Origin of the sequence: Serratia sp. K-E0102 (genome assembly GCF_029962625.1) — a bacterium.
Classification (GTDB): domain Bacteria; phylum Pseudomonadota; class Gammaproteobacteria; order Enterobacterales; family Enterobacteriaceae; genus Serratia; species Serratia sarumanii.
Genome location: NZ_CP124754.1, coordinates 4,408,768 through 4,433,260 on the forward strand (window position 1 = coordinate 4,408,768; position 24,493 = coordinate 4,433,260).

Below are 24,493 nucleotides of genomic sequence, written 5' to 3' on the forward strand. Positions count from 1 at the left end.
CGGTAGACTCTTATTTTTTGGCGGCGTTGCGCTGGGCGACTTCGGCGTCCAATTGGGCGATTTTCGCCTCCATCAGCTCGCGGCAATGCGCCGCCAGCTCGCGCACGTTTTCTTTGCCGTATTTGCTGGTATCCACCGGCGCCAACATCTCGACGATCACGTGGCCGTTATTCCAGCGATTAAGATTTATATTACCGCTGGTGGTCGATACGCAGATCGGCACAATCGGCACGCCGGCGGCGATGGCCGCGTGGAACGCGCCGGTTTTAAACGGCATCAGCCCGCGACCGCGGCTGCGGGTCCCTTCCGGGAACATCCAGATCGAAATGTCTTTCTTTTTGAACTGCTCCGCCACCTGGGCGATGGTGCCGTGCGCCTTGGCGCGATTATCACGATCTATCAGCAGATTACCGGTCAGCCAATACAGCGGGCCGAAAAACGGGATCCACACCAGACTTTTTTTACCGACGGTCACGGTGCGCGGCTGCACGATATTGGCGGCCGTCACCATGTCGTAGTTATTTTGGTGGTTGGCGATATAGATGCAGTTGCCGTTGTTGGCCGCATCGGCCGGCACGCGGGTTTCAACCTTGATGCCGAACAGCGTCGACAGGCGGCCGAAAAGGTGGCCGAAGGTCGCCACATGGCGGGGATTGCGCGGGCTGAACAAGCAATAAACAGAACCGAAAATACACACCAGAATACAGAAAAGAGTGGCGAGAACGGCACGCAAAATCAATAACATAACAACCTCATTAGCACACTGCCAACGCAGTTTACTTCGCTGCGCAGATTCCTTTACTCATTATTTGCCGGCCAGGCGATAAGCACGCCGATGTCGCCTGCCTTTCTCGCTATTTTCCCGCCAGCCGGCAATACGCACAATAATTTTATGCGCAGAAATGTTAACTATTTGGAAAATAAACGCCAGTAAAAATAAATAAGGCGGCCACAGCATGCTGCGACCGCCCGTTAACGCTGGCGCTAACGCTTACTCTTCGCTGTCGCCGCCCGACGCCCGCACCGGCGCATCCACTTCGACGCGATCGATGCGCTGCAGGCCGCGCGGCAGCTGAGTGCCCTTGCGCCCGCGCTCGGCGCGGAATTTCTGCAAATCCTCCGGCCGCAGCGTCAGCTTGCGTTTGCCGACGTGCAGCGTGACGGACGCCTGCGGCGGCAGCACGAACAGCCAGGCCAGCTTGTCGTCACCGGCCGCCGCCTGGGCTGCCGGAATGGAGACGATCTTGTTGCCTTTGCCCTTCGACAGCTGCGGCAGATCGGCGACCGGGAACATCAGCATGCGCCCGGCGGCGGTGATCGACAGCAGCATGTCGTCTGCGCCGTGGATTTCCATCGGCGGCAGCGCCCTGGCGTTGTCCGGCAGCGTGATCATCACCTTGCCGGCGCGGTTGCGCGCCACCAAATCGTTGAAGGTGCAAACGAAGCCGTAACCGGCATCCGACGCCATCAGCAGCTTCTGATCGTCGGCCGCCATCAGCACCTGCTCAATGGTGGCGCCCGGCGGCGGCGTCAGCTTGCCGGTCAGCGGCTCGCCCTGCCCGCGCGCCGAAGGCAGCGTCATCGGATCGAGCGCATAGCTGCGCCCGGTGGAGTCGATGAATACCACCGGCTGGTTGCTCTTGCCGCGCGCCGCGCCGCGGAAGCTGTCGCCGGCCTTGTAGCTCAGGCCGGCCGGATCGATGTCGTGGCCCTTGGCGCTGCGCACCCAGCCCATTTCAGACAGCACGATGGTCACCGGCTCGGACGGCACGAAGTCGTGCTCGCTCATCGCCTTGGCTTCCGCACGCTCGGTCAGCGGCGAACGGCGATCGTCGCCGTAGGTCTGCGCATCGGCCTGGATCTCTTTCTTGATCAGCGTGTTCAGCTTGCGTTCGGACGCCAGCAGCGCCTGCAGCTGATCGCGCTCTTTCGCCAACTCATCCTGCTCACCGCGGATCTTGACCTCTTCCAGCTTGGCCAGGTGACGCAGTTTCAGCTCGAGGATCGCTTCCGCCTGGGTGTCGGAGATGCCGAAACGCTGCATCAGCACCGGCTTCGGCTCATCCTCGCTGCGGATGATGTGGATCACCTCGTCGATATTGAGGAACGCCACCAGCAAACCTTCGAGGATATGCAGGCGTTTCAGCACTTTCTCGAGGCGGTAGTTCAGGCGGCGGCGCACCGTGTCGCGACGGTAGGCCAGCCATTCGGTGAGGATCTCCACCAGCCCTTTGACCTGCGGGCGGTTATCCAGACCGATCATGTTCATGTTGATGCGGTAGCTGCGTTCCAGATCGGTGGTGGCGAACAGGTGGTTCATCACCTGTTCCAGATCGATACGGTTGGAGCGCGGCACGATCACCAGACGCGTCGGGTTTTCGTGGTCGGACTCATCGCGCAGATCTTCGACCATCGGCAGCTTCTTGGCGCGCATCTGGCTGGCGATCTGCTCCAGCACCTTGGCGCCGGACACCTGGTGCGGCAAGGCGGTGATCACCGCGCTGCCGTCTTCTTTCTTCCACACGGCGCGCATGCGCACCGAGCCGCGCCCGCTCTGGTAAATTTTGCGGATTTCATCGCGCGGGGTGATGATCTCGGCTTCGGTCGGGAAGTCCGGCCCCTGCACGAATTCGAGCAGATCGTCGAGTGAGGCGCCCGGCTTGTCGAGCAGCGCCACCGCAGCGGCGGCGACTTCGCGCACGTTGTGCGGCGGAATGTCGGTCGCCATGCCGACGGCGATGCCGGTGGTGCCGTTCAGCAGGATGTTCGGCAGGCGCGCCGGCAACATCTTCGGCTCTTGCAGCGTGCCGTCAAAGTTCGGGATCCAGTCGACGGTGCCCTGCCCCAGTTCGGCCAGCAAGACTTCGGCATATTTGGACAGGCGCGATTCGGTATAACGCATCGCCGCAAACGACTTGGGATCGTCCGGCGCCCCCCAGTTCCCCTGGCCGTCCACCAGCGGATAGCGGTACGAGAACGGCTGCGCCATCAGCACCATGGCTTCATAACACGCGCTGTCGCCATGCGGGTGGTATTTACCCAGCACGTCGCCCACGGTGCGGGCGGATTTCTTGAATTTGGCGCTGTTGTTCAGCCCCAGCTCAGACATGGCGTAGATGATGCGGCGTTGTACCGGCTTCAAACCGTCGCCAATGTACGGCAACGCCCGATCCATGATGACGTACATGGAATAGTTCAGATAGGCGTTTTCAGTGAATGTGTGCAGCGGTAAACGCTCTACACCATCATGAGTCAGATCACTCATTACTCAATTATCCTCAGACCGTGGCTTGGCAATCCCTGGACGACAATAAGGCATCGCTTGTCGATTCTGCCCGCGATAGTAACCCATCTGCGGGGTGGCTGTCACAGTTGGCGCAAGGATCGTCGGCCGAAGGCGCTGCCGCCGGGACGTTTAGGCAAAATTCCATCGCGATTGTTGATTAAGAATCAACACTGTTGTGCCTGTCGTCACGTTTTTCCTTGCCTGGCCAGCGATTACACTCTCGTTCAGCAAGCTGTTTTTGCGCACCGCAGCGGAAAACGGCATCTATCTTAACTCTGACGGGAGACGCAAAAGATGAGCAATATCCTGATTATCAACGCTAAAAAGCAATTCGGCCATTCCAACGGCGAACTCAACCAAACCCTGAGCGACGTGGCGGAAAGCTTCCTGCGCGATCTGCAGCACGAGGTGCAGGTCACGGTGGTCGACGACGGCTATGACATTGAGGCCGAAGTGCAGAAATACCTGTGGGCCGACGCGGTCATCTATCAGATGCCGGGTTGGTGGATGGGCGAGCCGTGGATCCTGAAAAAATACATCGACGAAGTGTTCACCGCCGGCCACGGCAGCCTGTACGCCAGCGATGGCCGCACCCGCTCCGACGCCGGCAAGAAGTACGGCTCCGGCGGCCTGATTCAGGGCAAAAAATACCTGCTGAGCCTGACCTGGAACGCCCCGCTCGAAGCCTTCACCGATCCGAACCAGTTCTTCCACGGCGTCGGCGTCGACGGCGTTTACCTGCACTTCCACAAGGCCAACCAGTTCCTGGGGATGGAAGCCTTGCCGACCTTTATCTGCAATGACGTGATAAAACAACCGGATATCGAAACGGACATCGCACGTTATCGCGAGCATCTGGCGGGAATTTTTGCTTAACTGGCAGCGAAGGGCTTAACCAACGAGGTAATGATGATCACCGTAATCGCAGAAATCAAAGTCAAACCCGGCCACCGCGCCACCGTGTTACAAGCCATTGAAAAACTGGTGCCGCTGGTGCTGGCGGAAGAAGGCTGCGGCGAATACACGCCGATGGTAGACAGCCACACGCAGGCTCCCTGGCAGAAACTGTCGCCGGATTCGGTGTTTATGCTGGAAAAATGGCAAAGCCAGGCGCAACTGGAAAAACACCTGCAGATCGACCATATGCTCAAGCACCGCGAAACCATCAAGGACTACGTGCTGGGCACCGAGATCTACGTGCTGGAAAACGCGCTGTAATCCCTTCAGAGGCCCTCTGCGGCCTCTGGCGGCTCTCCCTCAAGGCGGGCGCTGACGTAGTCGAGAAAACAGGTGAGGCGCGCCGCCAGCTGGGCGTCGTGGTAATACACCGCGTTGATCGGCTGGCGCACGTCCAGCGTCTCCCGCACCAACAGCGGCACCAGCCTGCCCGCTTCCCGATCGCGGCGGGTCATGAAGTCCGCCAGCTGTACAATGCCCGCTCCGCGCAGCGCCAACTCACGCAGCGTCTCCCCGCTGGAGGCCGAGATCGTCGGTTCGATGGCGAAATGCCGCGCCTGCCGGTAACGCAGCGGCCACTGGTTCAGCGATTCTGGGTAGGTGAATCCCAACAGGCAATGGCGGTGCAGATCTTCCACGCCGCGCGGTTCGCCATGCCGTTGCAGGTAATCCGGGCTGGCGAGGATGCGCAACCGGCTGTGCCCCAGCAGGCGCGCATGGAGCGTGGAGTCACGCAGCGCGCCGATGCGGATCGCGATATCGGCGCGTTTCTCCAACAGGTCGATATTGCGATCGTCGGTGTCCAGCTCCAGCTCAATCTGCGGATAACGGCGGCGGAACTCCGCCACCATCGGCACCAGCACGTGCGCCATGAAAGGGGCGGCGGCGTTGACCCGCAGCCGACCGGCGGGCAGCTGGCGCCGCAGCGCCATCAGTTCTTCGGCCTGATCCACCGAACGCAGTATTTCGCGCGCAGGCGCCAGGAAGCTCTGCCCTTCTTCGGTCAGGCTCAGGCGACGCGTGGTGCGGCGCAAGAGCGTAGCGTCGAGTTTCGTTTCCAGGCGGCTGAGTGCGCGGCTGACGCCGGAGGTGGTTTGGCCGAGCCGATCGGCGGCGGCGGTGACCGAACCGCTGTCGACCACCGCAGTGAACGCCAGCAGCTCTTCGAGGGTGATCTTCACGCGGTTCGCCCCAGGTTGACGGGCGCCGCATGCAACGCCCTGCGGGAAAGCAGGCCCGGCATTTCACCGGGCCAGGGTCAGGCTCAGACCGCCAATTCGGCCATGTCGCCCTTGTCTTGCAGCCAGTTGCGGCGATCTTCCGAACGCTTCTTGGCCAACAGCATGTCCATCACCGCCAGCGTCTGATCGACGTCATCCTCTGCCACCGTCAGTTGCACCAGACGGCGGGTGTTCGGATCGAGGGTGGTTTCGCGCAGCTGCAGCGGGTTCATCTCGCCCAGCCCTTTAAAGCGCTGTACGTTCGGCTTGCCCTTCTTGCGCTTCAGCTGTTCCAGCACGCCGGCTTTCTCTTCTTCATCCAGCGCGTAGAACACCTCTTTACCGAGATCGATACGGTACAGCGGCGGCATGGCGACATAGACGTGGCCGCCTTTCACCAGCGAGCGGAAGTGGCGCACGAACAGCGCGCACAGCAGCGTGGCGATGTGCAGGCCGTCGGAGTCCGCATCCGCCAGGATGCAGATTTTGCCGTAGCGCAGCTGGCTGAGATCTTCGCTGTCCGGATCGATGCCGATCGCCACGGAAATGTCGTGCACTTCCTGCGAGGCCAGCACTTCGTCCGAAGACACTTCCCAGGTGTTCAGGATCTTGCCCTTGAGCGGCATGATCGCCTGATATTCGCGATCGCGCGCCTGCTTGGCCGATCCGCCCGCCGAGTCCCCTTCCACCAGGAACAGTTCGGTCATGGCCAGATCCTGCGAGGTGCAGTCCGCCAGCTTGCCCGGCAGCGCCGGCCCGCTGGTCAGCTTTTTGCGCACCACTTTCTTGGCGGCGCGCAGGCGGCGCTGGGCGCTGGAGATCGCCAGCTCGGCCAGCTGTTCCGCCGCCTGAACGTTCTGGTTCAGCCACAGGCTGAAGGCGTCTTTCACCACGCCGGAAACGAAGGCCGCGCACTGGCGCGAGGAGAGACGCTCTTTGGTCTGCCCGGCGAACTGCGGATCCTGCATCTTCACCGACAGCACGTAGGCACAGCGATCCCAGATATCCTCCGCCGACAGCTTCACGCCGCGCGGCAGAATGTTGCGGAATTCGCAGAACTCGCGCATCGCGTCCAGCAGCCCCTGACGCAGGCCGTTGACGTGGGTGCCGCCCTGCATGGTCGGGATCAGGTTGACGTAGCTTTCGGTCAGCAGCTCACCGCCTTCCGGTAGCCACAGCAGCGCCCAGTCCACCGCTTCGGTGTCCCCGGTGAAATTGCCGACGAACGGCGCTTCCGGCAGGGTAATCAGGCCGTTGACCGCTTCCATCAGGTAGTCGGTCAGGCCGTCCTGATAGCACCAGCGCTGTTCGGTGTTGTTCACCTTGTCGATAAAATAGATCTCGACGCCGGGGCACAGCACCGCTTTGGCTTTCAGCAGGTGAGTCAGGCGCGATACCGAGAAGCGCGGGCTATCGAAGAACTGCTCATCCGGCCAGAAGTGCACGCTGGTGCCGGTGTTGCGTTTGCCGCAGGTGCCGGTCACCGTCAGATCTTGCACCTTGTCGCCGTTTTCGAAGGCGATGCCGTAGACGTTGCCGTCGCGGCGCACGTTGACTTCCACCCGCTTCGACAGGGCGTTGACCACCGAGATCCCCACGCCGTGCAGGCCGCCGGAGAACTGGTAGTTTTTATTCGAGAATTTACCGCCGGCGTGCAGCCGGCACAGGATCAACTCAACCGCCGGCACGCCCTCTTCCGGGTGGATGTCCACCGGCATGCCGCGGCCGTCGTCGATCACTTCCAGCGACTGATCGGCGTGCAAAATCACGTCGATGCGCTTGGCGTGACCGGCCAACGCTTCGTCGACGCTGTTATCGATCACCTCTTGGCCGAGGTGGTTTGGGCGCGTCGTGTCGGTATACATGCCGGGACGACGGCGCACTGGTTCTAGACCGCTGAGTACTTCAATGGCATCAGCGTTATAGCTGGATTGAGTCATCGTTGATTATTTTTTCGTGGTTAAAGGGAGGTGCCGGAACGGTCCGTCAGACCGCGTTTAGCCCTAAAAAATCCACAATCTGGGGGAAGTAGTGCTCGAAACCGACGAAGGCGTGGTTTCCACCCGACTCCACCGTTTGCCGACACGCAGTGTAATACGCCACTGCCTGGCCGTAATCGAGAATTTCATCGCCCGTTTGCTGCAGCAGCCAGATTAAATCCGGCGACTCCAAGGGATCGATCTGCATCACTTTCAGATCGTAAACGTGCCGAGACTCTAACACATATTGCTGGCCGGTGTAGGGGTTCTCGTTGGCGCCGAGATAGTCGACCAGCAGCTCAAACGGCTTGACCGCCGGGTTGACCACCACCGCCGGCAGCGAAAAACACTGCGACAGCCAGGTGGCGTAATAGCCGCCCAGCGATGAACCGACCAGCCCGAGCGTTTGGCCGGCGCGCTCCAGCACCATATTCTCCAGCATCTCGGCGGCCTCCGCCGGAAAGGCCGGCAGCTGCGGCACCAGCATTTCGATATCGGGATGGTGCTCGGCCAGCCAGGCCTTGAAGGCCACCGCCTTTGCCGACTGCGGCGAACTGTTGAAACCGTGCAGGTAGAGCAGTGTCGAAGGCATCAGTATCCATCCGAGTCCATATCGGGGCGGAAATCGTCGTTTTCCAGGCGGAACACCTGCGTCTCGACGCGGCCGTCCGGCAGCAGATCGAGGTAGCGCCAGCCGGGGGAGACGTCGTCAATGGTGAAGTTCGTGCAGTGCGGCTTGAATTGCACACAGGTGGACGGCGTCGCCAACAGGCGTCGGCCCTGCCATTCCAGATCCAGATCCTGGTGAATGTGCCCGCACACCACGGTATTCACTTTCGGATAACGCAGCAGGATCGCGCCCAGCATATGCGGGTTGCGCAGGCTGTGCTGATCGAGCCAGGTGCAGCCGGAAGGCAGCGGATGATGGTGCAGCAGCAACAGCGTATAGCGCTCGGGGTGAGCCTGCAGGCAGCGCTCCATCCACTCGAGCTGGTATTCGCTCAATTCGCCGTGCGGCACGCCGAACACCTGGCTGTCCAGCATCAGCACCTGCCAGCTGTCGCCCAGCAGCACCTGTTTGGAAGGCGCGATGCCGGCGGCGGCCAATGCATCGACCATCGCCGGTTGAAAATCATGGTTGCCCGGCAGCCACACGCAGGGAGCCGGCAATTGCGCGATGCCGGCGGCGAAGTGGCGGTAGGCCTCTTGCGAATGATCCTGCGCCAAATCTCCCGTGGCGACGATCAAATCGACGTCGCGGCGCTGCGCCTGGATGGCGTCCAGCACCGCGTGATAGCTGCGATAGGTATTGATGCCGAGCAACGTTTCGTGTTCGCCGGCAAAAAGGTGGGTATCTGTTATTTGTAGAATCCTGACCGCGGCCCCACTCGCCACGGGCAGTTTAAACAGGCTTTCCAAATGGTGTCCTTTGTTATTTCAGTCTGTCTAACAAACCGGAACCGCCATCGCTCCATGCGCCAAACAGTAGCGCAGCCAATCAGCAAGAAACTGGTTAATTTGATGCTTTTCGTCGCGTTGATGCAACTTTTTATTAGGATAATCATAACGCGCTTTAAAGCGATAGATCTGCTGACTGGAACACACTTCCGCAACCATGGCGTCATGGTATAGCCGCACCGTCATCGCGGGCAGGCTCCAGTAGCTGACCGCCGGAAAGATCTGCTCGATCTCCACCAGCGACGTGTAACGCGTGGACTCAACGATGGTCAAACGATAGCCGGCGCCGTTCACCTGATAAGTCACCGTTTCGCCCGCTTCGTCGTTGCGCGGCAGCAAGCGGCGCAATTGCGCGAAGTTGGTTTCGCACAATCTCATCATTTCGGGGAAATCAGGGGTATAGCGCTGTTTCATTAGTTGGCCCACTCTTTTCTCAACGATTCATGGTGCAACGCCAGCCATTGCAATGCAATCACTGATGCGGCGTTATCGATCGCGCCCTCCTCAACCCAGCGGTAAGCCTGCTCGCGGCTGACCACGTGGACGCGGATATCTTCATGTTCTTCCGCCAGGCCGTGGATGCCCTCAGCGGTACCGGCGTCCACCTCGCCGACCATGATCGACAGACGTTCGCTGGTGCCGCCTGGGCTGGCCAGGTAGCTCAGCACCGGCTTGCAGCGCCCGACCACCACGCCGGCCTCCTCCTGCGCTTCGCGGCGGCACACGTCCTCGACGCTTTCGCCGGTCTCGATCATACCCGCCACCATTTCCAGCAGCCAGGGCGAATGGCTGGTATCAACCGCGGCGATGCGCAGTTGTTCAATCAGCACAACCTCGTCGCGCACCGGATCGTAGGGCAGCAGCACCGCCGCATGGCCGCGTTCAAAAATTTCACGCGTGATTTCAGGGCTCATTTCGCCATTGAACAACCGATGGCGAAACCGGTATAAATTGAGTGAAAAAAAACCACGGTACAGCGTCTCGCGTGCAATAATTTCTACATCTTTTTTCTCGAAAGTAACGGGCGACGGCTGCGAACGGTTCATGCGCGAATTCTCCTGCTTGAGTATGCCGATAAAATAATCGGTTTTGATGACAGAAACAGCGGGACTCTCCGCCGCGGCTTTATGTTAGGCTGTTTTCCGCCGCCGGATGCGGCACGTTTGTGCGCTCGCAGGTAATAGCGGGAAACAATCCGGATTGTCAGCCATAATATCAGCTGCAGTCGACCCGGGCAGTACGCCAAGGTAAATGGGCGGTCTGAAAGGTAAAAGTTACGTGAGATGGCACATTCAGCCACCTGATGCGTACCCCAGACTCTGCTAGAATCGGCAACTATTTCGTCTATCGTCAGCGCTAACATAGCAATATTGCTGCACAACAAGGAATGCAAATGAAGAAACTGCTCCCCCTTCTTATCGGACTGAGCCTGGGCGGCTTCAGTGCAATGAGCCAGGCAGAGAACCTGCTGCAGGTCTACAAACAGGCCAGGGAAAGTAACCCGGATCTGCGCAAAAGTGCTGCTGACCGCGACGCCGCATTCGAAAAGATCAATGAAGCGCGCAGCCCGTTGCTGCCGCAGCTCGGTTTAACCGCAGGTTACGATTACACCAACGGTTATCGTGACAGCAATGGCGTTAACAGCAACGTGACCAGCGGTTCGTTGGCGCTGACGCAAACTATTTTCGACATGTCGAAATGGCGCCAGCTGACGCTGCAGGAAAAGACCGCCGGCATCTCCGACGTCACCTTCCAGACCGCTGAGCAGCAGCTGATTCTCAACACCGCCACCGCCTACTTCAACGTGCTGAAGGCGATCGACACGCTGTCCTATACTCAGGCGCAGAAAGATGCGGTATACCGCACGCTGGATCAAACCACCCAGCGCTTCAACGTGGGCCTGGTGGCGATCACCGACGTGCAGAACGCCCGCTCGAACTATGACACCGTGCTGGCGGCGGAAGTCTCCGCCCGCAACGATCTGGATAACGCGCTGGAAACGCTGCGCCAGGTGACCGGGGCCTTCTACCCGGAGCTGGCCTCGTTGAATACCGATCGCTTCAGTACCCAGCGCCCGGAAGCGGTGAACAACCTGCTGAAAGAAGCGGAAGCGCGCAACCTGAGCCTGCTGTCCGCCCGTCTGAGCCAGGACCTGGCGCGCGAGCAAATCCGCGCAGCCCAAACCGGCTATATGCCGACGATTGACGTCAGCGCATCAACCGGCATCAGCAATACCAAATACAACGGCTCCAACACCGGCGGCGCAAATGCCGCACGCTACAGCGACTCCGATGCGGGCCAAAATAAGGTCGGCATCAGCTTCAACCTGCCGCTGTACAGCGGCGGCGCGACCAACTCGCAGGTCAAACAAGCGCAGTACGGCTTCGTCGGCGCCAGCGAGCAGTTGGAAAGCTCACACCGCAGCGTGGTGCAGACCGTGCGTTCGTCGTTCAACAACGTTAACGCCTCGATCAGCAGCATCAACGCCTACAAACAGGCGGTGATCTCCGCGCAAAGCTCCCTGGACGCGATGGAAGCCGGTTATCAGGTCGGTACCCGCACCATCGTCGACGTGCTGGACGCCACCACCACGCTGTATAACGCCAAACGTCAGCTGTCCGACGCGCGTTATACCTATCTGATCAACCAGTTGAACATCAAGTCGGCGCTCGGCACGCTGAACCAGAACGATTTGCTGCTGCTGAACGGCGCGTTGGGCAAACCGGTGTCGACCGCACCTGACGCCGTGGCGCCGCAGAATCGCGCGCAGGACGCCTATGCAGACGGCTATCAGGACAATGCGCCGATGCAGCAAACCGCGGCGCCGGTACCGGCGGCCACTCGCGCATCCGCGCCGGCCGTGGCCACCAGCCAACCGGCTCGCAACAGCGGCAACCCATTCCGCAACTGATGCGCGCACATTGATAAACACGGGGTTCGGCCTGCGCCGCGCCCCGTTTTTTTTGCCTCGATTTCACCACTTCTGCCCGCCGTCTCACAGCCGCCGCCACGTCAGGTGGTATCATCGTCACTCTCGTTTTCGCAGTCTGGATGAGGTTCGATGGACAACGATTCACGCTGGCAACGGCTGATTAACGACGGCGAACTGCCGCCGCCGCTGCGCCCGGCACAGGCGGTTTACGCCTCCTGGCTGCGCTGCCGCAGCCTGATGCAGCCCGACGTCTGGCAAGCACCGCACCGCGCTCAGGGCGCCACCTTCGAATCGATTTGCCGCCGCAAGAACGATCTGCTGACGCTCGGCCAGGCGGCGCTGGAAGACGCCTGCGAGTACATGGAGCCACGTCGTTGTCTGTTGATGATCCTCGACGAGAGCGGCTGCATGCTGTGGCGCTGCGGCGACGCCCAAACCTGGGAACATTTACAGCAACTGGGGTTCGCCCCCGGCGCTTACTGGGCCGAAGGGCAGATCGGCACCAACGCCCCGACGCTGGCAGCAACGGAAGGCCACCCGGTGCGGGTGAGCGGCGGGGAGCACGTGCGCCGGGCGCTGCACGGCTGGTCGTTCTGCGCTACGCCGGTCTACGACAACAGCGGCCGCCAGCGCGGTTCGATCGCGCTGGGCTGTCTGTTGGCCGACTGCGCCGCCGGCGATCTGTCGCTGACGCTGGCCATCGCCCGCGAAATCGGCAACTCGCTGAACGCCGACGGCCTGCTGGCGGAATCCAACCGCCATCTGAATCAGCTTTACGGCCTGCTGGACGGCGTGGACGACGGCGTGATGGCCTGGGATCACCGCGGCTATCTGCAATACATCAACCAGCGCGCCGCCGCCCTGCTGAAGCTGGACGAGCAGCAGAGCCAGGGCAAACCGCTGGCGCAGCTGCTGACGCTGCCCGCCCTGCTCAAGCGCGCTATCGCCGACCGGCAGCCGCTGCAACACGTCGAAGTCACCTTCGAAAGCCAGCGGCAGTTTATCGCCGCCCTGCTGACGCTAAAGCCGATTTTCGACGGCGATCGCTGCAGTTTCATCGCCCTGCTGCACCCGCTCGAGCGGCTACGCCAGTATGTCAGCAGCCAGTTGGGGCGCGTCAGCCACAGCTTCGAGCAAATGCCCTCCGCCTCGCTGGAGATGCGGCGGCTGATCCGTTACGGGCAGCAGGCGGCCAAGGGCCAGCATCCAATCCTGCTGCGCGGGGAGGAAGGGGTTGGTAAAGAGCGGCTCAGCCAGGCTATCCACAACGCCGGCGAACGCGCCGCCGGGCCGTATATCGCCCTCAACTGCCAGCTGCTGCCGCAGGCGCAGGGGCTGCGTGAACTGCTGGGCAGCGACGCCAACGAAGAAGAGGCGGGCCAGCTGAGTAAATTCGAATTGGCCAACGGCGGCACGCTGTACCTCGAACAGATCGAATACCTGCCGGCGGAGATGCAATCGGCATTGCTGCAGGTGCTGAAAACCGGCGTGGTGATCCGCCTCAATTCCAGCCGGGTGATCCCGGTCGATGTCCGAGTCATCGCCGGCAGCGCCGCCGATCTGCCGCTGCTGGTGCAGCAAAACCGCTTCCGCCGCCAGCTGTTTTACAGCCTGCAGGCGTTCGAGATTCAGATCCCGCCGCTGCGCCAGCGGCTGAGCGATATTCCGCTGCTGGTCAAACACCATCTGCGCACGCTGGAGCAGCATTTTCAGTGTCGCTTTCGGGTGGATGACGAAGTGATGGCCCAGCTGGCGCTCTACCTGTGGCCGGGCAACGATTTGGAACTGAAAGGGGTGGTGGAGCGCGCGGCAATGATCTGCCACGGCCACCACATCCAATTGGCGGATCTGCCGGCGCACCTGCTCGGCCAGCCGTCGCTGCTGGAAAGCGATCCGCAGCCCGGCGCGCCGCTGCTGACGCTGACGGACATGGAGCGCCAGGCGATCCTGCGCGCGGCGACCGTCAGCCGCGGCCAGCTGACGGAAATGGCGCAGCTGTTGGGCATCGGCCGCACCACCCTGTGGCGGAAGATCAAACAGCACGGGATCGACATCCGCCAGTTCAAGCTGCGCGCCTGAACGCCTAGTGGCTGAGCTGCAGTACCCCGCGCGCGGCGTCCAGCATCGCCTTCTGCCCGCTGCGGGTTTTGCTCAGGCAATCCTGCATGCCGACCACCATCGGCATGCCCATCGCCTTCGCCAGAATGGCGCTGTGCGACAGGGCATTGCCGCCGCTCAGGCAGATGCCGAGCACCAGCCGCCTGTCGAGCATCACCACCTCCGAAGGCATCAGTTCGTCCATCACCAGTATCGACGGCTCTGCCAGCGCAATCGTCGGTAACGGCAGCCCCTGCAGATGGCACAGCGTGCGGCGCAGCATGTCGCGCACGTCCAGTTCGCGCGCCCGCATGTAGTCGTCATCCAGCTCGCGGTACTCTTCGGCGATCGCCTCCAGCACCTGTCGCCAGGCCTGCTCGGCGTTGCACAACTGCTGCGCGATGCGGGTGTACGCCGCCTGCTGCAGATCCGGATCGTCCAGCAGCATGCTGTGGGCGCCGAAGATCGCCGCCTGCGGCTTGCCGATCAGCGTGCCGGTGCGCTCTGCCAGCCGGTTCAGATCGCTCAGCGTGCGCTGCAGCGCCTCACGCAGGCGTTGCTGTTCGCCCAACACCTCGTCTGCGCCGATTCGTCGATCGGCGGCTGGCGGCCAGAAGCTATGGGCCTGGAACACCGGCCCGCTGGTGACGCTTTCCGCCACCGGAATGCCATGCAGCGAAGGCTGCTGCCGCTCGGAAACCGTCTCGCCGAAATGTTGTTCCGCCAGCGCTTTGAACGCCGCCAGCGCTTCGTCCGCCTGCGCGCCGTCGGCGATCAGGCGAATGGTGTCGCCGTGGCGCACCTGCAGCAGCGCCAGCTGATTGAGGCTGCGCGGATCGATGCACTGCCCCTGCTTTTCCAGCACCAGCTCAGCCTTGAACGGCGCCAGCGCCTCGACCAACCGCGCCGCCGGGCGCGCATGCAGCCCATGCGGGTTCTGCACCGTCCAGGTTGCGCTTTTGCCCTGCGCCAGCGGCAAGGCCGCGCTTTTTGCGGCCGGCGAGCCTTCGCCCAGCTGCGCCTGTTTGGCCTGCAGCGCGCCCTGCGCCTCCGCCACCACCTGCTCCAGCGCGGCACCAGAGTTGGCGGCCACCACCGCCGCCAGCGTACCTTCGACCAGCGGCGCCGCACACAGCCGCACTTTGACAGCCACGTCCGGATCCAGCAGATCGAGCGCGGTTTCGGCGCTGAGCAGCGCGCTGCCCAGATCCATCAGCACCAGAACGCCGTCGCCGTCGGCGACCGCTTCGATCGCCTCCATCACTTTGACGGCGTCCGTGCCGATCGGGTGCTGCTCGTCATCCACGCCCGCCGCCAGCACCAGTTTGCAGCCGTCGCCGCGCATCATCTGCCGCGCCAGTTGCTCAACGCCGCGCGCCAGCAACGCGCTGTGCGAAACCACCACGATATTAATCATCTCGCCTCCTGCTAGCTGCCGGCGACCTCGGCCAGCGTTTTCATCATCAACATCACCGAAGTGGCGCCGGGATCCTGGTGGCCGATGCTGCGCTCGCCCAGGTAACTGGCCCGCCCCTTGCGCGCCTGCATGGTAATGGTGCTCTCCACCGCCCGCTCGGCGCTGTCGGCGGCGCGCTGCAGCGCCTCCGCCACGCTCAGGTTCTGCTGCGCGGACTGCCCGAGGCTTTCCACCACCGGCCACCAGACGTCGCACATGGTCTTGTCGCCCGGCTCCGCCTTACCGCGCATCACCACGCCTTCAACCCCCTCTTGCATCATTTGATGCAGCTCCGCCAGATCCAGGCTTTGCTTGGCGTTCGCCGCCTGCGCCGCGCGGATGAAGAAGGTGCCGAACAGCGGGCCGCTGGCGCCGCCCACGCTCGACAGCAGCGTCATGCCGGTGTTTTTCAGGATGAAGCCGATGTCCTTGTCCGCCACCGACGGCAGCTTTTCCACCACCTTGTTGAAACCGCGATTCATGTTCAAACCGTGGTCGGCATCGCCTATCTCGGTGTCCAGCCGGGTCAGAAAATCGCGCTCCCGGCTGAACACCTCGCCGCAACGCATCAGCCAATCGACAACCTGTTGTTTGGTCAACGCCATGATTCCTCCTCAGCAACCCCAACGCAGCGCAGGCGTTTTCACCGGCGCATCCCACAAGGACAACAGCTCGTCGTCCACGTTCAACAGCGTGATGGACACGCCCTGCATATCGAGCGAAGTGCAGTAAGAGCCCACCAGATTTCGCTCAATGATGATGCCCGCCTCGGCGCAGCGCTCCGCCAGCCGATGGTATACGCCGTACAGCTCAGACAGCGGCGTGGCGCCCAGGTTGTTGACCAGCGCGATGGCCCGATCGCCGCGCGTCAGCGGCTGCTTGGTCTGCATCTCGTCGCGCCACTCGCCCTGCTGACGATCCCAGACGCGGATCGTGCGCTGATAGTGGCCGTGGTCGATCAGCGTATGGAACATGTCGTCCACCGCCGCGTTGAGCGTGGTGAACGGGCGGCGCGCAATGCCCGGCTCGCCGTGAATGCCAACTCCGAACTCCATTTCGTTTTCCGCCAGGGTGAACGACGGCTTGCCGGCGGCCGGCACGGTGCAAGCCCCCAGCGCGATGCCGATCGAGTGCCCGTGGTTGTTGATGCGATGCCCTAACGTCACCACGCTGTCCAGATCGTCGCCGCGCGCCGCGGCGGCGCCCAGCAGTTTCTCCATCAGCACGGTGTTCGCCACCCCGCGCCGCCCGGCGGTAAACAGGCTGTCTTTGACCGCCACGTCGTCATCCACCAGCACCGTCGCCACCGCGACGCCGCTGTCGTGCAGCAGCTCGGTGGCGGTTTCGAAGTTGAGCACGTCGCCGGTGTAGTTCTTGATCAGCATCAGCACCCCGGCGCCGCCGTCGATCGCCTGGCCGCACTCGTACATTTTATCCGGCGTCGGCGAGGTGAAAATCTCGCCCGGACAGGCGCCATCGAGCATCCCTTCGCCGACGAAACCGCAGTGCATCGGCTCATGGCCGCTGCCGCCGCCGGACAGGATCGCCACCTTGCCCGCCACCGGCGCATCGGCGCGGGTCACGAACAGCGGATCCGCGTGCACCAGCAACTCGGGATGAGCCTCCGCCAGCCCCTGCAACTGCTCTTCCAACACCGACTCGACCTGATTAATCAGTTTTTTCACGATGGTTTCCTCTGTAAGAACAGGGGCGCGGCGCACCGCGCCCCAACGATATCAATGATGCTGCAGCCAGGCGGCGCCCAGCCGATCCGCCGTCAGGATCGCCGCCTGCACGCCCGCGGGAGTAACCTTGAACGGCATGTTGTGAATGGTTTCGCCGGCGGCGCAGCTGGCTTCGGCCACCGCCATGATCTTCGCCGCCGCATCGCCGGTGACGCCCATCTGCGCCAGCGAGATCGGCAGGCCGATGCCATGACAAAACGCCAGCACGGTTTCAATCTGCGCCATCGGGCTGTTCTGCAGCACCAGCTGCGCCAGGGTGCCGAACGCCACTTTCTCACCGTGATACAGGTGGTGGCACTCTTCGAGCACGGTAAAACCGTTGTGAATGGCGTGCGCCGCCGCCAGCCCGCTGCTCTCGAAGCCGATGCCGCTCAGATAGGTATTGGCCTCAATGATGCGTTCCACCGCTTCCGTCACCACGCCGGCCTCGACCGCCAGTTTGGCTTTCACCCCTTCCGCCAGCAGCGTGTCATAACACAGCCGCGCCAGGCTGAGCGCCGCCAGCGTCGATTTGCCGCCGGCCATGCTGGTGGCCTGGGCGTCGAAGCAGGCCTGCGCCTCGAAATAGGTGGAAAGTGCGTCGCCCATGCCGGCCACCAGCAGACGCACCGGCGCTTTGGCGATGATGGCGCTGTCCATCACCACCATGTCCGGGTTGCGCGGGTAAATCAGGTACTCGGCGAATTCGCCCTGTTCGGTGTAGAGAACCGACAGCGCGCTGGTCGGCGCATCGGTGGAGGCGATGGTGGGAATGAGCACCACCGGCAGCTGTTGGTAGTGCGCCACGGCCTTGGCGGTGTCGAGCGTCTTGCCGCCGCCGACGCCGATCACGCCGCGGCAGCCGTGAGCCTGCAGCTCATGGCCGAGCCGGTCTATCTCCTTGCGGCAGCATTCGCCGTTGAAGCGGGCCGCATGATGTTTCACACCGTGCTGCTGCAGGCTGCCCATTAGGGTGTCGCCCGCCAGCTGCATCACGAAGTCGTCGGCGATCACCAGATAGTGATCGGCGAGGGATTTGGCGTATTCGCCGACGGCGGCCACCGCATTGGCGCCCTGAATATATTTGCCTGGTGACTGGATGATTCTCAACATAACCGGATCCTTGTAGGGAGTTGGCGATGGTAACGTTCAGATATCAGGTGATGACGCGCCGACTTCGCCGCCGGCTTGTTGTTGTGCTTCGACTATGAGCGCCCGCCGCCCGCCTGGCGAGCCTCGCGATTTTTGTTCCATTATGGAACATCATCATAGCGACAACGTTTCATGATGAAACGCCAACGCGCGTTTTTTCGCCGCGAAAGCGAACTGGCGCACACCCCAACGTATAACTGCGTAAAGAGTCGATTCTGCGGGCGTTTCAGCTTTAATTTTGACCATGTTTCCCCTATCCTTAGCGCCACTACTGGGAAAGGGCGAAAACAGCCCGCATGATGGGATTGATAACGATGAAACGGACAAAAAACATCAACCAAGAGACGTTCCGCAAATCCTGGCGCAGCTACCGTGTCGCGCCCGTGGCCTTGGCGATCAGCGCCGTCTTTATGCTGGCCGGCTGCGAGAAGAGCGATGAAACGGTCTCCCTGTATCAGAATGCCGATGACTGTTCGCGCGCCAATCCTTCGATGAGCGAGCAGTGCACCACCTCCTACAACAACGCCCTGAAGGAAGCGGCGAAAACCGCGCCGAAATACGCCACCCGCGAAGACTGCGTCGCCGAGTTCGGCGAAGCGCAGTGCACCCAGGCACCGGCACAGGCCGGCATGGCGGCGGAATCGCAAAGCAGCGGCAGCTTCTGGATGCCGCTGATGGCGGGTTACATGATGGGCCGCCTGATGGGCGGCTCCGGCTTCGCGCAGCAGCCGCTGTTCACCTCCAAGAACGCCGCCAGCCCGGCGAACGGCAAGTTTGTCGACGCCAGCGGCAAGAGCTACGGCCCGGCCACCGCCGGCGGCCGCACCATGACGGTGCCGAAAACCGCCATGGCGCCGAAGCCTGCGGTCACCAACACCGTGACCCGCGGCGGTTTCGGCGAGACCGTAGCCAAGCAGACCAGCATGCAGCGCAGCAGCGCCACCTCCAACTCCGGCTCCCGCAGCATGGGCGGTTGATGCATGAAACGTATTGCTATTACCGAGCGCCCGGACTGGCGTGAAAAAGCGACCGAGTTCGGTTTCCGTTTCCACACCATGTACGGCGAGCCGTACTGGTGTGAAGACGCCTATTACCAGTTCACGCTGGCGCAGATTGAAGAGATCGAAAGTGCCACCGCCGAGCTGCACCAGATGTGTCTGCAGGTGGTGGAAAAAGTGGTCGGCAGCGACGAGCTGATGGCCAAGTTCTGCATCCCGAAACACACTTGGGAGTTCGTGCGCAGTTCGTGGCGCACCAATCAGCCGTCGCTGTATTCGCGTCTCGATCTGGCCTACGACGGCGTTAACCCGCCGAAGCTGCTGGAGAACAACGCCGATACGCCAACCTCGCTGTATGAGGCGGCCTTTTTCCAGTGGCTGTGGCTGGAAGACCAGATCAACGCCGGCAAGCTGGATCCGGAATCGGATCAGTACAACAGCCTGCAGGAGAAGCTGATCGAGCGTTTCGCCGAGCTGAAAGCGCATCACGGCTTCGGCCTGTTGCACCTGGCGTGCTGCCAGGACAGCGAAGAAGATCGCGGCACGGTGCAATATCTGCAGGACTGCGCGCAGGAAGCCGGTCTGCCGACCGAGTTCCTGTTCATGGAAGAGATTGGCCTCGGCGAGAAAGGCCAGTTTACCGATCTGCAGGATCAGGTGATCGGCAACCTGTTCAAGCTCTACCCGTGGGAATTCATGCTGCGCGAGATGTTCTCCACCAAGCTGGAAGACGCCGGCGTGCGCTGGCTGGAGCCGGCCTGGAAGAGCATCATCTCCAACAAAGCGCTGCTGCCGCTGCTGTGGGAAATGTTCCCGAACCACCCGAATCTATTGCCGGCTTATTTCGCGCAAGACGATCATCCGCCGATGGATCATTACGTCACCAAGCCGCTGTTCTCACGCGAAGGCGCGAACATTCAGATCGTCGAAAACGGTCAGGAAGTGGCGCGCGTCGATGGGCCGTACGGTGAAGAAGGCATGATCGTGCAGCAGTTCCATCCGTTGCCGAAGTTCGAAGACAGCTACACGCTGATCGGCAGTTGGCTGGTGAACGATCAACCTTGCGGCATTGGCCTGCGCGAAGATCGCGAACTGATCACGCAGGATCTGTCGCGCTTCTATCCGCACACCATCCTCGGCTGATTAGCCCCGCCGAGACCAAAACGCCAGTCTCTGACTGGCGTTTTTTCTTTAGCCCACCTGCACCGACAGCATGCTCAGCGCTCCCATTTCGATACCGTCGATCGGCACGCTGATGGCCTCTTTGCCATCCCAGCCGCCAAGCACGTACAGCAACGGCAGATAGTGTTCCGGCGTCGGATTCGACAGCGCTGCCCCCTCATGGCGCATGAAATCCACCAGCGGATGGTTATCGCCCCGATAACGCAGGTTATCCCGGACAAAGTTATTGAACGATTCCGCCCACGGGTAGGCGCTGGTATCGCCCTGCCATTTCACCATGCGCAGGTTGTGCACCACGTTGCCGCTGGCGACAATCATCCCCCCCTCATCGCGCAGCGCCGCCAGTTTGCGCCCCAGCTCATAGTGATAGGCCGCCGGCTGCGTGCCGTCGACGCTGAGCTGCACCACCGGGATGTCAGCATTGGGGTACATCTTGATCAACACGCCCCAGGTTCCGTGATCCAACCCCCACTCGCCGAGATCGGCCGTCACCGGCACCGGCGCCAGCATTTGCTGCAGCTGCGCAGCCAGCGCGGGAGAGCCCGGCGCCGGATAACGGGTATCAAACAGCGCCTGCGGGAACCCGCCGAAGTCGTGAATGGTTTTGGGTTTTTCCATCGCGGTGACCGCGGTGCCGCGGGTATACCAATGCGCGGAAACCGCCACGATCGCCTTCGGGCGCGGCAATGACTCACCCAACGCACGCCATGCCCGGGTGTAGCGGTTGTCTTCCAGCACGTTCATCGGGCTACCGTGGCCAAGAAACAGTGCCGGCATACGAGAGGTGTTCATAGGGAGATCCTTAGTTCAAATTGTGCTATGCCGCTACATTACGCGCTTTGCCGCGCCAACACAGCCGGATAACTGTGATGAAGATCTTCAATAAATTTGAATTAAAAGCGGAGGAATGCGCCGGCAGACAGAAAGATAAAAATTTAATATATTTCAATAGATTAATAAGATCAGTGAATGCCATGACATTACTGCCACACAGATCTAATTTGTGAATAATTTATGTATTTTTTGTTAACGCGATCTATACACTCCTCCTCTGCCGACGGGAGCAGGCAACCCCGCCGCGCGATGGGAATTACGTCTCACCAAGGAGGAATTCATGTTCAGACTCACACTGGCAACCCGCCTGGCGCTTTCCATATCCTTGCTCACCGGCTGGACGTCCCCCGCCGGCGCGACGGACAACGCGCAGCTGACGCAGCGCGAAGATCCTTACTTCCTTCAGGCGCAAGCTCAGCTGCAACAGCGGTTGAAACAGACGCCAAACACCAACCGCGCCAAAAACGTCATTCTGGTGGTCGGCGACGGCATGGGGTTTTCCACCGTGACCGCCGCCCGCATTTTTGAAGGGCAGCAGCGCGGCGTGGACGGCGAATCCAACGTGCTGGCCTGGGAGGCCTTCCCCTATCTGGCGGCGGCCAAAACCTACTCCGCCGACGCCCAAATCACCGACTCCGCGCCCAGCGCGGTGGCGATGACCACCGGCGTCAAAACCATCAACGATCTGATGGGCCTCAACCATACGGCCACCCTCAACAATTGCGAGGATCAGCAAACCAAGACCGTCACCACGCTGTGGGAGATGGCCGCAACGCTCGGCATGGCCACCGGCGCCGTGACAACCGCGACCATCACCCACGCCACGCCGGGCGCGACCTATGCCCATATCGCCAACCGCGATTGGGAATCCGACGCCAAAATGCCGGCAGCGGCTCTGGCCGCAGGCTGCCGCGATATCGCGCGCCAGCTGGTGGAAATGAAGTACGGCAACGGCCTTAACGTGGCGATGGGCGGCGGGCGCACCAACTTCCTGCCCGATAGCGTGAGCGATCCGGAATACCCCGGCAAGAAAGGCGCCAGAAAGGATGGCCGCGATCTGACGCAGGCCTGGCTGCAACGCTATGGCGAGCGCGGGCAATACGTCTGGAATCAGGCGCAGTTCGACAAAATCGAACCGGGTAAGGTCGATCATCTGCTGGCCCTGTTCGAGCCGTCGCACATGAACTTCGAGCACGATCGGCGGCAAGACGCAGCGGGAGAACCCTCGCTGGCGGAAATGACCGGTAAGGCCATCGATATTCTGGCCAGGAATCCCGAAGGCTACCTGCTGTTGGTGGAGGGCGGACGCATCGATCACGGTAGCCACAACGGTAACGCCTACCGTACGCTGAGCGACGCGGTCGCCCTGAACGAGGCGGTGAAAACCATCGTCGACAAGGTCAACCTGGACGAAACCCTGGTGATCGTGACCGGCGATCACAGCCACACGTTGACCATCGCCGGCTATGCCAAGCGGGGTAATCCTATCCTCGGCATTTCCGTCGGCGTCGACGGCAAACCGCGGCTGGGCAGCGACGGCAAACCTTATACCACCGTCGGCTTCGCCAATGGCCCCGGCGGCACGATCCCGCTGACCGAACGCCCGACATTGACCATGGAACAGGCCACCGCGCCCGACTTTATTCAGCCGGCGCTGGTGCCGCTGAAAAGCGAGACCCACGGCGGGGAAGATCTCGGCATCTACGCCATCGGCCCCTGGGCCCATCTGTTCCAGGGTACGGTGGAAGAGAACTACACCTTCCACGTGATGAATTACGCCAGCCGCATCGGCGAACGCCTGTCAGAACGATAGCCACAAAAAAGCCGCGTTACGCGGCTTTTTTTATCGTTGAAAGCGACTGGCTATCAGCTGGCCTTTTTCTCGTGCGCCTGGCGGTAGGCCACCAGATCTTCGATGGTCAGCACCACCATGTCGTGCTGTTTGGCGAAGGCGATCACTTCCGGCGCGTGCGCCATGCTGCCATCGTCGTTGGTCAGTTCACACAGCACGCCGGCAGGTTTGAAACCGGCCATGGAAACCAGATCGATGGTCGCTTCGGTGTGGCCACGACGGCTCAGCACGCCGCCCGGCTGCGCGCGCAGCGGGAACACGTGGCCCGGACGGTTCAGGTCGCTCGGCTTGGCGCTGTCTGCCACCGCCGCACGGATGGTGGTCAGGCGATCGGAAGCGGAAACCCCGGTGGTCACGCCCTGCGCCGCTTCGATGGTCACGGTGAAGGCGGTCTGGAACTGGCTGGAGTTGTTGGTCACCATCATCGGCAGCTCAAGCTGCTGACGGCGTTCTTCGGTGATGCACAGGCACACGATACCGCTGCCGTGGCGAATGGTCAGCGCCATCTGCTCAACGGTCATGGTTTCCGCGGCGAAGATCATGTCACCTTCGTTTTCACGGTTTTCATCATCGAGCACCATTACGCCGCGCCCGTTGCGCAGTGCGTCGATCGCGCGTTCAACGCGTTCTGTCGGCGTGCCGAAGTCTGAAAGTAGCGTCTGATTCATGGTAAAAAACCTCATTAAAAATTATGGATTACCAGAACCAGGGCGATCTTGAGGAGTAGCTAGCAATAGCTAAAAAAATAACGCAAGCGGGCGCAAGCCCGGCAGATACCGTTACTCTCTCCCATCCGGACTATAACCGTCGGCCCCGGAATTGCACCGGATCTGCTGACCTCTAACCGGCCTTTACAGGCTGGCTGAGCGCTCGCGGGCTTTCACCGTAGAAGGTGATTTACCGCCGGTGGGGACTTTCACCCCGCCCTGAGAATAAGCAGGATGACTATAACGCTAATGGGTAGGCAGGGCAATTGGCAAAAGCACAATTCGGCCACGCGCGGCGAATGCGCTTAATGGTGTTTATCCGGCGGGCAACTCGCATTACACTAAGCGGCAGCAATTAAACTCTGAAAGGGATACGCCATGATTGACCCGAAAAAAATCGAACAAATCGCACGCCAGGTTCATGAGTCCATGCCTAAAGGCGTTCGTGAATTCGGGGAAGACGTTGAGAAAAAAATCCGTCAGGTGCTGCAGTCGCAGCTGACCCGCCTGGATTTGGTTAACCGCGAAGAGTTCGACGTGCAGACTCAGGTGCTGTTGCGCACCCGCGAGAAGCTGGCGCTGTTGGAACAGCGCCTGGCCGAGCTGGAAAGCAAGCTGAGCGCGGCGCCGGCCGCCAAGCAGGAAGACGAATAAATTCC

General features: G+C 61.5%; 22 protein-coding genes and 1 riboswitch. Of the genes, 8 read left to right on the forward strand and 14 right to left on the reverse strand.

Translation table 11 applies throughout. From position 1 onward, the window contains the following. Positions 1 to 10 precede the first annotated feature (10 nt). Positions 11 to 745: a 1-acylglycerol-3-phosphate O-acyltransferase gene (locus SSARUM2_RS20925; RefSeq protein WP_033636057.1), complete on the reverse strand. Its 735-nt coding sequence runs from the start codon at positions 743 to 745 to the stop codon at positions 11 to 13. A gap of 246 nt (positions 746 to 991) precedes the next feature. Further along, complete coding sequence (gene parC / locus SSARUM2_RS20930) at positions 992 to 3,265, reverse strand: DNA topoisomerase IV subunit A (protein WP_033636058.1); 2,274 nt, start codon at positions 3,263 to 3,265, stop codon at positions 992 to 994. A 315-nt stretch (positions 3,266 to 3,580) separates the two neighbouring features. Between parC and SSARUM2_RS20935 the strand changes: the two genes are divergently transcribed. Together SSARUM2_RS20935 and SSARUM2_RS20940 are read left to right on the forward strand one after the other, a co-directional pair. After that, positions 3,581 to 4,162 (forward strand): NAD(P)H-dependent oxidoreductase, encoded by a 582-nt coding sequence (locus SSARUM2_RS20935; RefSeq protein WP_033636059.1) that lies wholly within the window; start codon positions 3,581 to 3,583, stop codon positions 4,160 to 4,162. Positions 4,163 to 4,195: 33 nt separating this feature from the next. Continuing rightward, on the forward strand, positions 4,196 to 4,504 hold the full coding sequence (locus SSARUM2_RS20940; protein ID WP_060453190.1) for a putative quinol monooxygenase: 309 nt from the start codon (positions 4,196 to 4,198) through the stop codon (positions 4,502 to 4,504). A gap of 5 nt (positions 4,505 to 4,509) precedes the next feature. On the opposite strand, the gene SSARUM2_RS20945 is transcribed toward SSARUM2_RS20940, so the two are convergent. From SSARUM2_RS20945 to nudF, 6 genes are all read right to left on the reverse strand, one after another. Next, positions 4,510 to 5,424, reverse strand: a complete 915-nt coding sequence (locus SSARUM2_RS20945) for a LysR substrate-binding domain-containing protein (protein WP_049212936.1) — start codon at positions 5,422 to 5,424, stop codon at positions 4,510 to 4,512. 83 nt (positions 5,425 to 5,507) lie between these two features. Continuing rightward, positions 5,508 to 7,403, reverse strand: coding sequence for a DNA topoisomerase IV subunit B (gene parE, locus SSARUM2_RS20950; RefSeq protein ID WP_282488509.1), 1,896 nt, complete (start codon positions 7,401 to 7,403; stop codon positions 5,508 to 5,510). 46 nt (positions 7,404 to 7,449) lie between these two features. After that, positions 7,450 to 8,034, reverse strand: a complete 585-nt coding sequence (yqiA, locus tag SSARUM2_RS20955) for an esterase YqiA (RefSeq protein WP_025304306.1) — start codon at positions 8,032 to 8,034, stop codon at positions 7,450 to 7,452. Then, the gene (cpdA, locus tag SSARUM2_RS20960; RefSeq protein WP_033636061.1) at positions 8,034 to 8,861 is read right to left on the reverse strand and encodes a 3',5'-cyclic-AMP phosphodiesterase; all 828 of its coding nucleotides are present in this window, start codon (positions 8,859 to 8,861) and stop codon (positions 8,034 to 8,036) included. The genes yqiA and cpdA overlap by 1 nt, the downstream gene beginning before the upstream one ends. A gap of 27 nt (positions 8,862 to 8,888) precedes the next feature. Beyond that, complete coding sequence (locus SSARUM2_RS20965) at positions 8,889 to 9,314, reverse strand: DUF1249 family protein (protein WP_004937244.1); 426 nt, start codon at positions 9,312 to 9,314, stop codon at positions 8,889 to 8,891. Beyond that, on the reverse strand, positions 9,314 to 9,946 hold the full coding sequence (nudF, locus tag SSARUM2_RS20970; protein WP_033649068.1) for an ADP-ribose diphosphatase: 633 nt from the start codon (positions 9,944 to 9,946) through the stop codon (positions 9,314 to 9,316). The genes SSARUM2_RS20965 and nudF overlap by 1 nt, the downstream gene beginning before the upstream one ends. A 347-nt stretch (positions 9,947 to 10,293) precedes the next feature. Between nudF and hasF the strand changes: the two genes are divergently transcribed. Next, on the forward strand, positions 10,294 to 11,811 hold the full coding sequence (gene hasF / locus SSARUM2_RS20975; protein ID WP_041036729.1) for a multidrug efflux transporter outer membrane subunit HasF: 1,518 nt from the start codon (positions 10,294 to 10,296) through the stop codon (positions 11,809 to 11,811). Between the two features lie 150 nt (positions 11,812 to 11,961). Further along, positions 11,962 to 13,911, forward strand: coding sequence for a dihydroxyacetone kinase operon transcriptional regulator DhaR (dhaR, locus tag SSARUM2_RS20980; protein ID WP_041036731.1), 1,950 nt, complete (start codon positions 11,962 to 11,964; stop codon positions 13,909 to 13,911). 4 nt (positions 13,912 to 13,915) lie between these two features. Here dhaR and dhaM read toward each other — a convergent pair whose 3' ends face one another. The 4 genes from dhaM to SSARUM2_RS21000 are packed head-to-tail and all read right to left on the reverse strand — an operon-like array spanning position 13,916 to position 18,222. Then, a complete protein-coding gene (dhaM, locus tag SSARUM2_RS20985; protein ID WP_060453182.1) occupies positions 13,916 to 15,346 on the reverse strand; it encodes a dihydroxyacetone kinase phosphoryl donor subunit DhaM in 1,431 nt (476 codons plus the stop codon). Positions 15,347 to 15,357: 11 nt separating this feature from the next. Beyond that, positions 15,358 to 15,990, reverse strand: a complete 633-nt coding sequence (dhaL, locus tag SSARUM2_RS20990; RefSeq protein ID WP_033636066.1) for a dihydroxyacetone kinase subunit DhaL — start codon at positions 15,988 to 15,990, stop codon at positions 15,358 to 15,360. 9 nt (positions 15,991 to 15,999) lie between these two features. After that, a complete protein-coding gene (gene dhaK, locus SSARUM2_RS20995) occupies positions 16,000 to 17,070 on the reverse strand; it encodes a dihydroxyacetone kinase subunit DhaK (RefSeq protein ID WP_041036734.1) in 1,071 nt (356 codons plus the stop codon). A gap of 51 nt (positions 17,071 to 17,121) precedes the next feature. Beyond that, the gene (locus SSARUM2_RS21000) at positions 17,122 to 18,222 is read right to left on the reverse strand and encodes a glycerol dehydrogenase (RefSeq protein WP_060453183.1); all 1,101 of its coding nucleotides are present in this window, start codon (positions 18,220 to 18,222) and stop codon (positions 17,122 to 17,124) included. A gap of 353 nt (positions 18,223 to 18,575) precedes the next feature. On the opposite strand from SSARUM2_RS21000, the gene SSARUM2_RS21005 reads away from it, so the two are divergent. Further along, on the forward strand, positions 18,576 to 19,238 hold the full coding sequence (locus tag SSARUM2_RS21005; RefSeq protein ID WP_015379087.1) for a DUF1190 family protein: 663 nt from the start codon (positions 18,576 to 18,578) through the stop codon (positions 19,236 to 19,238). A gap of 3 nt (positions 19,239 to 19,241) precedes the next feature. Beyond that, positions 19,242 to 20,402 carry a glutathionylspermidine synthase family protein gene (locus SSARUM2_RS21010; RefSeq protein ID WP_033649062.1) on the forward strand — a complete coding sequence of 387 codons (1,161 nt, stop codon included), beginning with the start codon at positions 19,242 to 19,244 and terminating at the stop codon, positions 20,400 to 20,402. Positions 20,403 to 20,450: 48 nt separating this feature from the next. On the opposite strand, the gene ygiD is transcribed toward SSARUM2_RS21010, so the two are convergent. Further along, entirely contained in the window at positions 20,451 to 21,233 is a 783-nt protein-coding gene (ygiD, locus tag SSARUM2_RS21015; protein ID WP_049212940.1) for a 4,5-DOPA dioxygenase extradiol, read from the reverse strand. 322 nt (positions 21,234 to 21,555) lie between these two features. On the opposite strand from ygiD, the gene SSARUM2_RS21020 reads away from it, so the two are divergent. Then, positions 21,556 to 23,088: an alkaline phosphatase gene (locus SSARUM2_RS21020; RefSeq protein ID WP_049212941.1), complete on the forward strand. Its 1,533-nt coding sequence runs from the start codon at positions 21,556 to 21,558 to the stop codon at positions 23,086 to 23,088. A gap of 53 nt (positions 23,089 to 23,141) precedes the next feature. On the opposite strand, the gene ribB is transcribed toward SSARUM2_RS21020, so the two are convergent. Further along, positions 23,142 to 23,795: a 3,4-dihydroxy-2-butanone-4-phosphate synthase gene (gene ribB / locus SSARUM2_RS21025; protein WP_033636071.1), complete on the reverse strand. Its 654-nt coding sequence runs from the start codon at positions 23,793 to 23,795 to the stop codon at positions 23,142 to 23,144. Positions 23,796 to 23,904: 109 nt separating this feature from the next. After that, positions 23,905 to 24,065: riboswitch (FMN riboswitch) on the reverse strand. Between the two features lie 147 nt (positions 24,066 to 24,212). Here ribB and SSARUM2_RS21030 point away from each other — a divergent pair. Beyond that, entirely contained in the window at positions 24,213 to 24,488 is a 276-nt protein-coding gene (locus tag SSARUM2_RS21030; RefSeq protein ID WP_033654817.1) for an accessory factor UbiK family protein, read from the forward strand. The last annotated feature ends 5 nt before the right edge of the window (positions 24,489 to 24,493 follow it).

Bases quoted from the DNA above. Each gene is read 5' to 3' on its own strand.
- SSARUM2_RS20925 (WP_033636057.1), bottom strand. From the start codon at position 745: ATGTTATTGATTTTGCGTGCCGTTCTCGCCACTCTTTTCTGTATTCTG.
- parC (WP_033636058.1), bottom strand. From the start codon at position 3,265: ATGAGTGATCTGACTCATGATGGTGTAGAGCGTTTACCGCTGCACACA.
- SSARUM2_RS20935 (WP_033636059.1), top strand. From the start codon at position 3,581: ATGAGCAATATCCTGATTATCAACGCTAAAAAGCAATTCGGCCATTCC.
- SSARUM2_RS20940 (WP_060453190.1), top strand. From the start codon at position 4,196: ATGATCACCGTAATCGCAGAAATCAAAGTCAAACCCGGCCACCGCGCC.
- parE (WP_282488509.1), bottom strand. From the start codon at position 7,403: ATGACTCAATCCAGCTATAACGCTGATGCCATTGAAGTACTCAGCGGT.
- yqiA (WP_025304306.1), bottom strand. From the start codon at position 8,034: ATGCCTTCGACACTGCTCTACCTGCACGGTTTCAACAGTTCGCCGCAG.
- SSARUM2_RS20965 (WP_004937244.1), bottom strand. From the start codon at position 9,314: ATGAAACAGCGCTATACCCCTGATTTCCCCGAAATGATGAGATTGTGC.
- nudF (WP_033649068.1), bottom strand. From the start codon at position 9,946: ATGAACCGTTCGCAGCCGTCGCCCGTTACTTTCGAGAAAAAAGATGTA.
- hasF (WP_041036729.1), top strand. From the start codon at position 10,294: ATGAAGAAACTGCTCCCCCTTCTTATCGGACTGAGCCTGGGCGGCTTC.
- dhaR (WP_041036731.1), top strand. From the start codon at position 11,962: ATGGACAACGATTCACGCTGGCAACGGCTGATTAACGACGGCGAACTG.
- dhaM (WP_060453182.1), bottom strand. From the start codon at position 15,346: ATGATTAATATCGTGGTGGTTTCGCACAGCGCGTTGCTGGCGCGCGGC.
- dhaL (WP_033636066.1), bottom strand. From the start codon at position 15,990: ATGGCGTTGACCAAACAACAGGTTGTCGATTGGCTGATGCGTTGCGGC.
- SSARUM2_RS21000 (WP_060453183.1), bottom strand. From the start codon at position 18,222: ATGTTGAGAATCATCCAGTCACCAGGCAAATATATTCAGGGCGCCAAT.
- SSARUM2_RS21005 (WP_015379087.1), top strand. From the start codon at position 18,576: ATGAAACGGACAAAAAACATCAACCAAGAGACGTTCCGCAAATCCTGG.
- SSARUM2_RS21010 (WP_033649062.1), top strand. From the start codon at position 19,242: ATGAAACGTATTGCTATTACCGAGCGCCCGGACTGGCGTGAAAAAGCG.
- ygiD (WP_049212940.1), bottom strand. From the start codon at position 21,233: ATGAACACCTCTCGTATGCCGGCACTGTTTCTTGGCCACGGTAGCCCG.
- SSARUM2_RS21020 (WP_049212941.1), top strand. From the start codon at position 21,556: ATGTTCAGACTCACACTGGCAACCCGCCTGGCGCTTTCCATATCCTTG.
- ribB (WP_033636071.1), bottom strand. From the start codon at position 23,795: ATGAATCAGACGCTACTTTCAGACTTCGGCACGCCGACAGAACGCGTT.
- SSARUM2_RS21030 (WP_033654817.1), top strand. From the start codon at position 24,213: ATGATTGACCCGAAAAAAATCGAACAAATCGCACGCCAGGTTCATGAG.